This is a genomic window from Streptomyces sp. NBC_00224 (assembly GCF_041435195.1).
Classification (GTDB): Bacteria; Actinomycetota; Actinomycetes; order Streptomycetales; family Streptomycetaceae; genus Streptomyces.
This window is the reverse complement of sequence record NZ_CP108106.1, coordinates 2,465,419-2,477,779: the sequence shown is the minus strand read 5'-3', so window position 1 is coordinate 2,477,779 and position 12,361 is coordinate 2,465,419. Positions and strand designations below refer to the sequence as shown.

The 12,361-nt window shown below is 72.3% G+C and carries 13 protein-coding genes; 3 read left to right on the top strand and 10 right to left on the bottom strand.

All coding sequences use genetic code 11. The features are described 5' to 3' along the window. Window positions 1-50 precede the first annotated feature (50 nt). From OG965_RS11055 to OG965_RS11045, 3 genes are all read right to left on the bottom strand, one after another. Window positions 51-1,367, bottom strand: coding sequence for a serine-threonine protein kinase (locus OG965_RS11055; RefSeq protein ID WP_371651639.1), 1,317 nt, complete (start codon window positions 1,365-1,367; stop codon window positions 51-53). A gap of 119 nt (window positions 1,368-1,486) precedes the next feature. Continuing rightward, a complete protein-coding gene (locus tag OG965_RS11050) occupies window positions 1,487-2,812 on the bottom strand; it encodes an erythromycin esterase family protein (RefSeq protein ID WP_371651637.1) in 1,326 nt (441 codons plus the stop codon). Between the two features lie 80 nt (window positions 2,813-2,892). Further along, window positions 2,893-4,143, bottom strand: a complete 1,251-nt coding sequence (locus OG965_RS11045) for an exo-beta-N-acetylmuramidase NamZ domain-containing protein (protein WP_371651635.1) — start codon at window positions 4,141-4,143, stop codon at window positions 2,893-2,895. Between the two features lie 165 nt (window positions 4,144-4,308). Here OG965_RS11045 and OG965_RS11040 point away from each other — a divergent pair, with 165 nt between their 5' ends. Genes OG965_RS11040 through OG965_RS11030 form a run of 3 tightly spaced genes read left to right on the top strand, consistent with a single transcriptional unit; the run spans window position 4,309 to window position 7,371 of the window. Continuing rightward, window positions 4,309-5,082 carry an SDR family oxidoreductase gene (locus tag OG965_RS11040; RefSeq protein WP_371651633.1) on the top strand — a complete coding sequence of 258 codons (774 nt, stop codon included), beginning with the start codon at window positions 4,309-4,311 and terminating at the stop codon, window positions 5,080-5,082. Continuing rightward, window positions 5,079-6,731 (top strand): class I adenylate-forming enzyme family protein, encoded by a 1,653-nt coding sequence (locus tag OG965_RS11035; protein ID WP_371651631.1) that lies wholly within the window; start codon window positions 5,079-5,081, stop codon window positions 6,729-6,731. Before OG965_RS11040 ends, OG965_RS11035 begins: the two co-directional genes overlap by 4 nt. Window positions 6,732-6,777: 46 nt before the next feature. Then, window positions 6,778-7,371, top strand: a complete 594-nt coding sequence (locus OG965_RS11030; protein WP_358835900.1) for a TetR/AcrR family transcriptional regulator — start codon at window positions 6,778-6,780, stop codon at window positions 7,369-7,371. A gap of 6 nt (window positions 7,372-7,377) precedes the next feature. Here OG965_RS11030 and OG965_RS11025 read toward each other — a convergent pair whose 3' ends face one another. The 7 genes from OG965_RS11025 to OG965_RS10995 all read right to left on the bottom strand — a co-directional run bounded on the left by OG965_RS11025 (window position 7,378) and on the right by OG965_RS10995 (window position 12,326). Further along, on the bottom strand, window positions 7,378-8,592 hold the full coding sequence (locus OG965_RS11025) for an acyl-CoA dehydrogenase family protein (RefSeq protein WP_371651629.1): 1,215 nt from the start codon (window positions 8,590-8,592) through the stop codon (window positions 7,378-7,380). Window positions 8,593-8,601: 9 nt separating this feature from the next. Then, a complete protein-coding gene (locus OG965_RS11020) occupies window positions 8,602-9,639 on the bottom strand; it encodes a phosphotransferase family protein (RefSeq protein ID WP_371651627.1) in 1,038 nt (345 codons plus the stop codon). A 111-nt stretch (window positions 9,640-9,750) separates the two neighbouring features. Then, a complete protein-coding gene (locus OG965_RS11015) occupies window positions 9,751-10,050 on the bottom strand; it encodes a hypothetical protein (protein ID WP_371651626.1) in 300 nt (99 codons plus the stop codon). 85 nt (window positions 10,051-10,135) lie between these two features. After that, the gene (locus OG965_RS11010; protein WP_371651624.1) at window positions 10,136-10,453 is read right to left on the bottom strand and encodes a DUF202 domain-containing protein; all 318 of its coding nucleotides are present in this window, start codon (window positions 10,451-10,453) and stop codon (window positions 10,136-10,138) included. After that, complete coding sequence (locus OG965_RS11005) at window positions 10,450-10,842, bottom strand: YidH family protein (RefSeq protein ID WP_371651622.1); 393 nt, start codon at window positions 10,840-10,842, stop codon at window positions 10,450-10,452. The genes OG965_RS11010 and OG965_RS11005 overlap by 4 nt, the downstream gene beginning before the upstream one ends. Before the next feature lie 23 nt (window positions 10,843-10,865). Further along, window positions 10,866-11,399 carry an NUDIX hydrolase gene (locus tag OG965_RS11000; RefSeq protein WP_371651620.1) on the bottom strand — a complete coding sequence of 178 codons (534 nt, stop codon included), beginning with the start codon at window positions 11,397-11,399 and terminating at the stop codon, window positions 10,866-10,868. A gap of 33 nt (window positions 11,400-11,432) precedes the next feature. Next, the gene (locus OG965_RS10995) at window positions 11,433-12,326 is read right to left on the bottom strand and encodes a DMT family transporter (RefSeq protein ID WP_371651618.1); all 894 of its coding nucleotides are present in this window, start codon (window positions 12,324-12,326) and stop codon (window positions 11,433-11,435) included. Window positions 12,327-12,361 lie beyond the last annotated feature (35 nt).

Sequence of the window (12,361 nt, the reverse complement as noted above, 5' to 3'; positions counted from 1 at the left end):
GTCACAGCCCCGCGCCCCTAAAGGAAGGGGGATAGGGGCGCGGGGGGTTGTCAGGTGCAGGCGATCCGTCCTGCCGCCAGTACCACCCTCGCCAGTTCCGGATGGCAGATGTCGCTGTGGGCGCCCGACGGCGGGCCGCCCGCGCGCACCACCGACTCGGCGTTCACGCTCACGCACCCCGAGTCGGGCACGCCGTCCCGCAGCACCTCCGCCAGGGTGAGTTCGGTGCACGGCGCCACCGACTGGATGCCGTCGTGGCCGATCGCCCACCAGCGGCGGTCGAGCTGCAGCAGCCCCCGGTAGTCCCCGGCGAGCTTCGACGCCAGCGGGTAGATCACCCCGAGGGCGGTGTCGAAGCGCGAGTAGCAGGAGACCACCGGGCCGTCGACCCGCCGCTGGAGCGCCGCGAGCGCGCCCGCCCCGTCGAGCCCCGACGGCAGCCGCTCGGCGAACGCGTAGTGCGAGAAGGCCCCTTCGAGCAGGGTCACCGACTTGATGTTGCGCGCCTCCTCCGGCAGCCCCTTCAGCGCGAACGCGACCAGCCGCCCGCCCTGGCTGTGCCCGACCAGATGGATCCGCAGCGTGGGTCTGGTCCGGGCGAGCTCGCCGAGCAGCGGCCCGAGCCCGAGCTGGCCGATCTTGCCCGACCGGCGCTTCATCTCGTAGTACGTGGTCTGCCGCAGCACCTCCTTGGCGCCGTGCCACAGGTGCTTGAGCGAGTTGCCGAGCGAGAACGAGGGGCCGGGCGGGCCCGGTTCGACCCGCATGCCGGTGTCGGACAGGGCGAGCGTGAACTCCCGGCACAGCCCGAGCATGTCGTCCGTGAGGAGCGTCGCGCCGCCCGCGCCGTGATGCACGGTGTCGGCGGCGAAGCCAGACGATTCCACGTCATCCGCCACCAACTGTCGGGTGAGGAGCCCGAATTGGCGGAATGCCTCCTCCGAGTCCGGCTGTTCGCCGAGCAGCCGGGCCAGCGCGTCGACGGTCACCTCCTGCCCGGGGAACGCCCGCTTGAGCGCGTCCACGGTCGCCGCGTCCAGACCCGGGCCCGGCTCCACGCCCAGGGCGGCGTGCGGGAAGTTCGGGATGTGCTCGTCGGCGAAGCGGATGGAGGGCCAGACGATGCCCGCGTATCCGAGGCGCACCCGCGCCCCGGCCGGGCCCGACTGGGCCAGCAGGCCGGGGAAGGGGGCGAAGAAGTGGCGGTACAGGGCCGTCGCGACCGATGGGGTGTTGTTCCAGCCGTGCGAGAACATCACCAGATCGGTGACGTTCAGATCGGCGAGGGCCGCGCGCTCGGCCGGATCGGCGTCGCCGTCCGCGTCGAAGGTGATCTCCCGATATGGCTCGACTCCGATGTCGGGCATGGCGTGGCCCTCCGGTCCGTTCGCTGACGATGGGGCGAGGTTGAGGCCTCACATCGTCCCGCCGGACCGGAGGGCTGACCATACGCAGGACATCGCAGAAAGGGTGAGATCGGAGGAGGTCAGAGCCGGTGCGCCGCCGTGACCCGATGCAGGTGCACCAGTACGTCGAACGAGGGTCCGAGCCGCATCTGGTCGGTGTCCTGGGGCCAGGAGTTGCCGATGGACCGCGTCGGCCGGAAAGTGCCCAGCCAGTCCTTCGCCGGCTTCGCCACCTTGCGCAGATCGAGGTAGTAGTCGCGCGGCGACACGCGTTCGAGGACCTCCTCGTTGCTGCCCGGCTCGTGCGGCCCGACGGTGAACTCGCGGATCGGCTCGGCCGGGTCGTTCAGGTCGAGCGCGTTGAACGAGCCCTGCCCGAAGGTGAATCCGATGTTCATGTACGCGGAGCCGACCGCCTCCCGGATGAAGGCGCCCTGCACCTTCGGGTACTCGGCGCTGAGCGTCGGGGCGTACCCGACATGGCCGTTGTGCGCGGAGAGCAGCATCTTGTGCCCGGTTTGGCGCTGCCACCACACGGTGTTCTCGGCCATGATCCGGTCCCGGTAGAGCCGGGACTCCTTGAGCTGGTCCGCGTCGAAGAAGTCGAACGCCCACATGGCGCCGGTCTGCGCGATGGTGCGCGCGTACTGGAGGATCCAGGCGTGCTCGGCCCGGTCCGGTCCGGGCCGCTGGGCGGCGAGCAGCTCATAGGCCCGGCGCACCTCGTCGGCCTGCCGCTTCCGCTCGGCGAGCGGGCGCTTGAGCGTGCTGTTCATGGTGTCGCCGACGCCCGCGGTGGGCCGGGACGCCTTGTAGAGCGCCGTGACGCGGGGCAGCAGCGTGGGGTAGCGCTTCGCGGTGTACGCGGTCACCTTGCTGAAGAGCTCCGGGCCCGCGTACCCCATGTCGTCGCCCATGAACTGGACCTTGCGACTGTGGTGCAGGTTGTAGCCGCGCATCCAGCGGATCAGGTCCAGGTACTCCCGGGTCTCCCACATCGCGTACGAGCTCTGGAACTCCTCGCGCACGATCCGCTCGGGGTCGCCCTCGCCGCGCAGCACGTAGTCGTTGACGCGCATCCCCGAGGACCAGGCCGTCTCCAGGGCGAAGGTGGTGAAGCCCTTCTTCTCGACGAGGTACTGGAACACGCGCTGCTTGGTCGCGAAGAACTCGTGCGAGTTGTGCGTCGCCTCGCCGAGGCCGACGATGTCCGCCGAGCCGACCATGCGGCCGAGCGGTCGCAGATCGTCGAGGGGGTGTGCCGATCGCGCCAACTGCCGTTCCGGGGTGGGGGGTTCGGCGGCCCGGGCCCCCGGGGCGGCCGCCGTGAACACGCCGAGCGTCAGACCGAGCAGCAGGAGTAAGGCCTGGCGCAGACGGTGGTGTGTGTCGTGGAACAGATGCATGGCCCCAGCCTGTCGGCCGGGTGGCGGCCGGGCCCATCCCGCCAGCCACCGTCCGCCCCCGGGGGTTTTCCCCCGGGCCCTCACCGGTACAGCAGATACCGCGCCCGTGTCGCGCGGAACGCCGTGAGCCCGGTCTGCCAGGCGCCCACCACCTCGTCGGTGCCCGCGCCCGCGTCGATGAGGGTGCGCACCGCCGCCGACCCGGTGAGCTTGTCGATCCAGTGGTCCGCCCGCCAGGCGAAGCCGCTCCACTCCTTCCTCGCCGTCACCAGGAGCGCGACACCGGTGCGTACCGGGTCGTACGACTCGCGGTCGTGGACGTGGAGTTGGACGCCGCCGACGGTCTTTCCCTGGAACTTGGAGAAGGTGGGCGTGAAGTACGCCTCGCGGAAGCGGACCCCCGGCAGTTCCAGGGCGTTCACGGCGGCCGCCCAGCGCCCGTCGATCCCCTCGGCGCCGAGCAGCTCGAAGGGGCGGGTGGTGCCGCGCCCCTCCGAGAGGTTCGTCCCCTCGAACATGCAGGTGCCCGCGTAGACGAGTGCCGTGTCGGGAGTCGGCATGTTGGGGCTCGGCGGGACCCAGGGCAGTCCGGTGGAGTCGTGGAAGCCGTCACGCCGCCAGCCCGTCATCCGTACGGTCTCCACCCGTACGCGCCCGCCCAGGAACTCGGCGTCGAAGAGCCCCGCCAGCTCGCCCACCGTCATCCCGTGCGCCTGCGCGATCGGCTCGCGCCCGACGAACGTCGCGAACGCCTTGTCGAGCACGGGTCCGCTAGCCGCCCGGCCGGTCACCGGGTTCGGCCGGTCCAGGACGACGAACCGCTTCCCGGCGAGGGCGGCCGCCTCCATGCAGTCGTAGAGCGTCCAGATGTACGTGTAGAAGCGCGCGCCCACGTCCTGGATGTCGAAGACGACCGTGTCCACGCCCGACGCGGTGAACACGGCGGCGAGCTTCGCTCCGCTCACGCCGTACGTGTCGTACACCGGAAGCCCGGTCGCCGGGTCGTCGTAGCGCCCCTCGGAGCCGCCCGCCTGCGCGGTGCCCCGGAAGCCGTGCTCGGGCCCGAACACCGCGACCAGGTTCACGCGCGGGTCGGCGTGCATGACGTCCACGATGTGCCGGACGTCCGCCGTCACCCCGGTCGGGTTGGTGACCACCCCGACCTTGCGGCCCTCCAGCGCCCGGTAACCGTCGGCGGCCAGCCGGTCGAAGCCGGTCCGCACGGGCTTGGGGAGGTGGTGGGCGGAGGCGGGGGAGGCGGCCGCGCCGGTGACCACCGCGCCCGCCACTGTCCCCGTCCCCGCCAGCAGGCCCCGTCTGGACAGGCTCATCGGCGTACCTCCACGGCCGCTCGCGGTGTCATGGCCACGCACGCTAGCGCGCGGGCGTGCGAGGGGGAACGAGCCGCACGGGACGGTTCGCGACGGCCCCTTCCGCCCGTACATACCGACTGGTTAGTCTGCACATCAGTCGGCATATGGAGAGGCGGATTCTCGATGGGTTCGGTTCAGGGCGTCCAGGGCGCGGCAGTGGTGGTCACCGGGGCGGGCGGCGGCATCGGCGCCGCGCTCGCGCGCAGATTCGCGGCGGAGGGCGCCCGGGTCGTCGTCAACGACCTCGACGAGGCCAAGGCCCGCAGGACCGCCGAGGAGATCGGCGCGATCGCCGTCCCCGGGGACGCCTCGGACGTCGTCCCGCTCGCCCGCGAGGCCCTCGGCGGAACCATCGACGTCTACTGCGCCAACGCGGGCCTGGGCTCCGGCGGTTCCGAAGCCGCGCCCGAGGACGTCTGGGCGGCCGCCTGGGACGTCAACGTGATGGCCCACGTCCGCGCCGCCCGCGAGCTGCTGCCCGACTGGCTGGAGCGCGGCGGCGGCCGGTTCGTGTCGACCGTGTCGGCGGCCGGGCTGCTCACCATGATCGGCGCGGCCCCGTACAGCGTCACCAAGCACGGCGCCCTCGCCTTCGCGGAGTGGCTCTCGCTCACCTACCGGCACCGGGGCCTCCAGGTCCACGCGATCTGCCCGCAGGGCGTGCGCACCGACATGCTGGCCGCCACCGGCTCGGCCGGGGACCTGGTGCTCGCGCCGACCGCGATAGAGCCCGCGGCCGTCGCCGACGCGCTCTTCGAGGCGATGGCCGAGGAGCGCTTCCTGGTGCTGCCGCACCCGGAGGTCGCCGGCTACTACGGCGCGCGGGCCGGCGATCCGGACCGCTGGCTCACCTCCATGAACCACCTCCAGCAGAAGTGGGAGGCGGACGGCGCATGACCTCCCGCTACGCGGCCAAGCCCTGGCTCGGGCAGCTCACCGAGGCCCAGCGGGCACCGGTCAGCCCGCCCGCGAGCGTGGTGCACGCCTTCCGCGCGGCCGTCCTGCGCGCCCCCGACCGCACCGCGCTCGCCTACTTCGACGGGCGGCTCAGCTACCGCGACACCGACGCGCTCTCCGACTCGGTGGCAGGCCACCTCGCCGCCCGGGGCCTCAAGCCCGGCGACCGGGTCGCGATCATGCTCCAGAACACCCCGCACTTCGTGATCGCGCTGCTCGGCGCCTGGAAGGCGGGCGCGACCGTCGTCCCGCTCAACCCGATGTACAAGTCGGCCGAGGTCGGGCACGTCCTGGGCGACTCCGAGGCCGCCGCGCTGATCTGCTCCGACCGGGCCTGGGAGGCGTATCTGCGGGACACCGCGGCCGCCTCGCCCGTCCGGATCGCGCTCACCGCCTGCGAGCTCGACCTGCAGAGCCGCGACGACGCGCGCGTGCTCGCCTTCGAGCGGCTGCCCCGCCCCGCCGACACCGACGACCTGCTGGCCGTCGCCCGGCAGGGCCTGCCCGCGCCGGGCGGGCGCGAACCCGCCCCCGACGCCACGGCGTTGATCAGCTACACCTCGGGGACCAGCGGCACCCCCAAGGGGGCCATGAACACCCACCGGGGCATCACCTACAACGCCGAGCGCCAGCGCACCGGCCACCCGATAGCCGAGGGCGCGGGCTACTTCGCGCTGGCCCCGCTCTTCCACATCACCGGCATGGTCTGCCAGCTCGCCGCGTGCGTCGCCAACGCGGGCACGCTGATCCTGGCCTACCGCTTCCACCCCGGTGTGGTCCTCGACGCCTTCACCGAGCACCGGCCCGCGTACACCGTGGGCCCCTCCACCGCCTTCATGGCGCTCGCGGCCGCACCCGGCGCCACCCGCGAGCACTTCGACTCCTTCCGGGTGATCTCCTCGGGCGGCGCACCGGTGCCGCCCGCGCTGGTGGAGAAGTTCCGGGCGGCGTTCGGCCCGTATCTGCGCAACGGCTACGGGTTGACCGAGTGCACCGCCCCCTGTGCCTCGGTGCCGCCGGAGCGGGAGGCCCCGGTCGACCCGGTCTCGGGGACCCTCTCGGTCGGTCTGCCCGGCCCCGAGACGGTCGTACGGATCGTCGACGAGGAGGGCGAGGAGGTGGCCTTCGGCGAGCAGGGCGAGATCGTGGTGCGCGGCCCGCAGGTCGTCCCCGGCTACTGGCGCCGCCCCGAGGCCACCGCCGAGACCTTCCCGGACGGCGAACTGCGCACCGGCGACATCGGGTTCATGGACCGGGACGGCTGGCTCTACGTCGTCGACCGCAAGAAGGACATGATCAACGCGTCCGGCTTCAAGGTGTGGCCGCGCGAGGTCGAGGACGTGCTCTACGGTCACCCCGCGGTGCGCGAGGCGGCCGTCGTCGGCGTCCCCGACCCGTACCGGGGCGAGAACGTCAAGGCGTACGTGAGCCTGCGCCCCGGCGCCGAGGCCACGCCCGGCGAGCTCTCCGCGTACTGCGAGGAGCGGCTGGCCGCGTACAAATATCCCCGGCAGGTCGAGGTACTCGCGGAGCTTCCCAAGACGGCGAGTGGGAAGATCCTCAGACGGGAACTGCGTTCCCGCCACTAGAACGGCGCAAAAGCAACGGGTGGACCAGGAGAGAGGCGGCGACGGCATGGCCAGGACGACGGACGGGAGCGGCACCCCCGTCCCCCAGAGGCTGCTGGCCGCCGCCACCCGCCTCTTCGCCGAGAACGGGTACGACAGGACCTCGGTCCAGGAGATCGTCGAGGCGGCGGGCGTCACCAAGGGAGCGCTGTATCACTACTTCGGCTCCAAGGAGGACCTGCTCCAGGAGGTCTACGCGCGCGTGCTGCGCCTCCAGCAGGAGCGGCTCGACGCCTTCGCGGACGCGGACGCGCCGGTCGAGCGTCGGCTGCGCGACGCGGCCGCCGACGTGGTCGTCACCACCATCGACAACCTCGACGACGCGTCCATCTTCTTCCGCTCGATGCACCACCTCAGCCCCGAGAAGAACAAGCAGGTACGGGTGGAGCGGCGCCGCTACCACGAGCGGTTCCGGGCCCTGATCGAGGAGGGCCAGGCGGCCGGGGTCTTCTCCACGGCCACCCCGGCCGACCTGGTGGTGGACTACCACTTCGGGTCGGTCCACCACCTGTCCACCTGGTACCGGCCGGACGGCCCGCTCACCCCGCAGCAGGTCGCCGACCACCTCGCCGACCTGCTGCTGCGGGCGCTGCGCCCGTAGCCGGAACTACAGGTACTTCTTCAGCTCCCGGCGGGCCAGCGAGCGCTGGTGGACCTCGTCGGGGCCGTCCGCGATGCGCAGCGTCCGCGCCGCCGCCCACAGCTCGGCGAGCGGGAAGTCCTGGCTGACGCCGCCCGCGCCGTGGACCTGGACGGCCTTGTCGAGGATGTCGAGGACCGTCCGGGGCGTGGCGATCTTGATGGCCTGGATCTCGGTGTGGGCGCCGCGGTTGCCCACGGTGTCCATCAGCCAGGCGGTCTTCAGGACGAGCAGCCGCAGCTGCTCCACCGCCACGCGGGCGTCCGCGATCCACTCCTGCACCACGCCCTGCTGGGCGATCGGCTTGCCGAAGGCGGTCCGGGCCACCGCCCGCCGGCACATCAGCTCGATGGCCCGCTCGGCCATGCCGATCAGCCGCATGCAGTGGTGGATCCGGCCGGGCCCGAGGCGGGCCTGGGCGATGGCGAAGCCGCCGCCCTCCTCGCCCACCAGGTTCTCCACGGGCACCCGGGCCCCGTGGAAGACGACCTCGGCGTGGCCGCCGTGCGAGTGGTCCTCGTACCCGTACACCTGCATGGCGCGGCGGACCTCGACGCCCGGGGTGTCGCGCGGCACCAGCACCATCGACTGCTGGCGGCGGACGTCCTCGTTGCTCGGGTCGGTCTTGCCCATCACGATGAAGATCTTGCAGTCGGGGTTCATCGCGCCGGAGATGTACCACTTGCGGCCCGTGATGACGTACTCGTCGCCTTCCCTGGCGATCCGGGTCTCGATGTTGGTGGCGTCCGAGGAGGCCACCTCCGGCTCGGTCATCGCGAACGCGGAGCGGATCTCCCCGGCAAGCAGCGGCTCCAGCCACCGCTTCTTCTGCTCGTCCGAGCCGAACTGGGCGAGCACCTCCATGTTCCCGGTGTCCGGTGCCGCGCAGTTGAGGGCGGTGGGCGCCAGGTGCGGGGAGCGGCCGGTGATCTCGGCGAGCGGCGCGTACTGGAGGTTGGTGAGCCCGGCGCCGTGCTCGGCGTCCGGCAGGAACAGGTTCCACAGCCCCTGGCTGCGGGCCTCGGCCTTCAGCTCGGCCACCACGGCGGGCGTGTCCCAAGGCGACTTCAGGAGGAGGCGCTGCTCGTGCGCGGTGGTCTCGGCCGGGTAGACGTACTGCTCCATGAAGGTGAGCAGCCTGCCGCGCAGCTCTTGGGTCCGTGCGTCGAATGCGAAGTCCATGGCGGGAGTTCAGCCTTCCTGCGGTGACTGCGGTGACTGGAGGGTGGTGAGGCCGTGGTCGATGAAGACGGGCACCAGGTCCCCGATGCGGTCGAAGCCCGCGCCGACGGTCTGGCCCAGGGTGTAGCGGTAGTGGATGCCCTCCAGGATCACGGCGAGCTTGAACCAGGCGAACGCCGTGTACCAGGAGATGGCCGAGGTGTCCCGGCCCGAGCCGGCGGCGTACCGCTCGATCAGCTCGGCGGGGGTGGGGTGCCCGGCGGCCCCGGCGGTGGTGGACACCGGGGAGTCCTTCACCGTCAGCTCGGCGCTGTACATCACGAGCAGCCCGAGGTCGGTCAGCGGATCCCCGAGGGTCGACATCTCCCAGTCGAGGACGGCGTTGATCCGGTCGTCCTCACCCACCAGGACGTTGTCGAGCCGGTAGTCGCCGTGGATGACCGTGGGGGCGGGGGAGACGGGGAGCTCACGGCCGAGCGCCGCGTGCAGCTCGTCGATGCCGGCCAGCTCCCGGTTGCGGGAGGCGTCGAGCTGCTTGCCCCAGCGCCGCAACTGGCGGTCCAGGAAGCCCTCCGGGCGCCCGAAGTCGCCGAGGCCGACCGCCTCGGGGTCCACCGCGTGCAGCTCGACCAGCGTGTCCACCAGGCCGAGGATCGCGGCCCGGGTGCGCTCCGGGCCCAGCGGAGCCAGCTGCTCGGCCGTGCGGTACGGGGTCCCGGCCACGTACTCCATCACGTAGAACGGCGCGCCGAGCACCGACTCGTCCTCGCACAGGAGCAGCGGCTCCGGCACCGGGACCGACGTCGGGTGCAGGGCGCTGATCACCCGGTGCTCGCGCTTCATGTCGTGCGCGGTGGCCAGGACATGCCCCAGCGGCGGCCGCCGGACCACCCACTGGCCCGTCCCGTCGGTCACGATGTACGTGAGGTTGGACCGGCCGCCCTCGATCAGCCGGGCGCTGAGCGGCCCGGTCACGAGCCCCGGCCGCTCGCGGTCGAGATGGGCGCGCAGCCGCTTCGGATCGAGACCTGGCGGGACTGTGCTCATGGCGGGCTACCTCCGGGAACGGCGATCGTGTCACGGACACGCTACCGACCAGTCGGTATGTCGTCCAGATGTCGTCGCTCCCGGATGCGGCCGCCCATGGGGGACCAGGGCTCAGTGGTCGTCCCAGTGGCCCTCGTGCTCGGCGTGCCGGTGGCCGTCGTGGACGTAGTCCAGGTGGTCGCCGTGCTCCACGGACTGGTGGCCGCAGCCGACGCCGTGCTCGTGCGCGTGCCCGTCGTGGGCGACGTGACCGGCCGGCTCGCACTCGTCCCAGTGGCCGGAGTGCTCGCGGTGCATGTGCCCGTCGTGGGCGTAGTCCGTGTGGTCGCCGTGCGGCACCGCCCGGTGCCCGCAGGTGGGGCCGTGCGCGTGCTCGTGGGTGGTGGGGTGTTCCTCGTGGCTCACGGTCATGGCGTTCACCCTCAAGATCGCTTACTTCTCAGGCTAATACGCAGGGCACGGCCCCGCCTGCGAGGGCGCGGGGCCGTGCTGCCGTTCAGAGCAGCATCGCCACCGCGCACAGCGCCAGCGCCGCCACGCACGCCGTCGCCGCGACCGCCTCGCGGGCCCGCAGCACCCCGGGGCGGGCCGAGCGGGTCAGGGACTGGATGCGGCGGTGGGCCACGGCCAGGAAGCCCAGCCAGACCAGACCGCTCAGGGCCACGGCGACCAGGCCGACGGCCGTCCTGCCGCCGTGCAGGCCCTGTTTGGCCGCGAGGACCGCCGCCACCGTGCAGGACAGCGTCGTACGGCGCCAGGCGAGCCGGGTCCGCTCGGGCTGGAGGCCGGGATCCCGGTCGGGCGCGCCCGTCACCCGGCCCAGCCGAAGACGACGACGACCACCATGGCGACGGCGACCACCGCCACCGCCACGCTCAGCAGGGTGGGGAAGCGAGACACGGGCAGGTCCTCGCCGCGCCGCATCGCCCGCTCGCACCGCACCCAGTGGTTCACGGCCCGCAGGGCGCACAGCACCCCGGCCGCCAGCAGCGCCAGGGCGAGCCCGACCCGTACGCCCCAGCGCAGGTCCGGCAGGAACTGGTCCACCGCGAACCCGCCGCCGACCAGGGCGAGCGACGTCCGGATCCAGGCCAGGAACGTACGCTCGTTGGCGAGCGAGAACCGGTAGTCCGGCGTCTCGCCCTCCTCGGAGATGCGCTCGGGCGCGAACCACAGCCGCAGGGTCTGCGCGATGCTGATCACCTTTGCACACTACCCGCAGGGGATCATCCGGCCCGGTGCGCGCGCAGCCGCCGGTACGCGTCGAGCCCGTCCGGCACCCACTCCCATGTGTCGAGCCGCCGCTCGACTTCGGCCTCGGCCAGGAAGTCGTGCCACGCGACCTCCTCCACCTGCGGCCGCACCGGCAGCGTGCAGCGCACTTCATACACAGCCGACCACCATGTCTGCCGCCCGTCCGCCCCGCCCTCGTAGAGGAACGTGAACAGCGGTACGGGCCGGGGCAGCCCGGAGACCCCGAGCTCCTCCTCGGCCTCGCGCAGGGCGGCGTCGTCATAGCTCTCGCCCGCGCCGACGACACCGCCGACGAACATGTCGTACAGCGAGGGGAAGACCAGTTTGGTCGGGGTGCGCCGGTGGACGAAGATCCGGTCCTCGGCGTCCCGGACGAGGATGAAGGCGCAGCGGTGGCGCAGCCCCCGGGCGTACGCCTCGCCGCGCGGGGCCTGGCCGACGACGCGGTCGTGCTCGTCGACGATGTCGAGGATCTCGTCGGCGGGAGAGGACGGAGATGAGCTCATACGGCTCATCCAATCATCCAACCACCGGGCTGTTCAGTGCGGCTGAAGGTCGCGGATCCGCTCCTTCGGCCCGGTGCCGGACGGCATCGCCGGATGGAGCCCGAGCAGGACGATGCCGGCCACGACGGCGGCGAGTCCGCACGCCTCCCAGGCGAGCGCTGACGCGTCGGTACGCAACTGGTCGCCCAGGAAGCCGACGCCGCAGGCGATACCGGCGAGCGGCTGGGCGGCGGTGAGCGCGGGCAGCGACATCCGCAGCGGGGCGGTCTCGAAGGCGCTCTGCACCAGGATCAGGCCGGTCACGCCGAGCGCCAGCACGCCGTACGGCTGCCAGCCCGTCAGCATGTGGGCGAAGCCGTCGGCCCTGAACCGTTCGCCGCTGACCCGGGTGAGGGCGTCCTGGAGGCCGTAGAGGAGCCCCGCGGCGATGGCGAGGAGGGTGGGTCCGGCGCTGAGGCGGGACCGCTTGGCGTACACGGTGAGGACGAGCGCGGTCCCGACGACGATCCCGACGATCAGCCAGTGCCGCAGAGCCCCGGAGACGTCGTTGCCGCCGTGCGGCTGGCCCGCCACCATGAAGGCGGTCACCCCGCCCGCGAGGAGGGTGAGCCCAGCCCAGCCCTGGCGGCCCAGGGACTGCTTGGTCTGCCAGCGGGACAGGGCCATGGCGAAGAAGAGGTTGGTGGCGAGGAGCGGCTCCACCTGGGAGACCTCGCCCTGGCCCAGCGCCAGCGCGCCGAGCACCATGCCCGCGACCATCAGCCCCATCCCGGCGAGCCAGCGGGGCACCCGTACCAGGTCCAGCAGCAGCCGCGGCGAGAGGAAGTCGCTCAGCGGGGCGTGCTGGGCGGCGTTCTGCTGGAGCACAAACCCGAAGCCCAGACAGCAGGCCGCGCCCACGGCGAGAGCGAGGACGAGAACCGACACGTGGGGACACCTTCAAGTGCGGCCGGGGGTTGCGA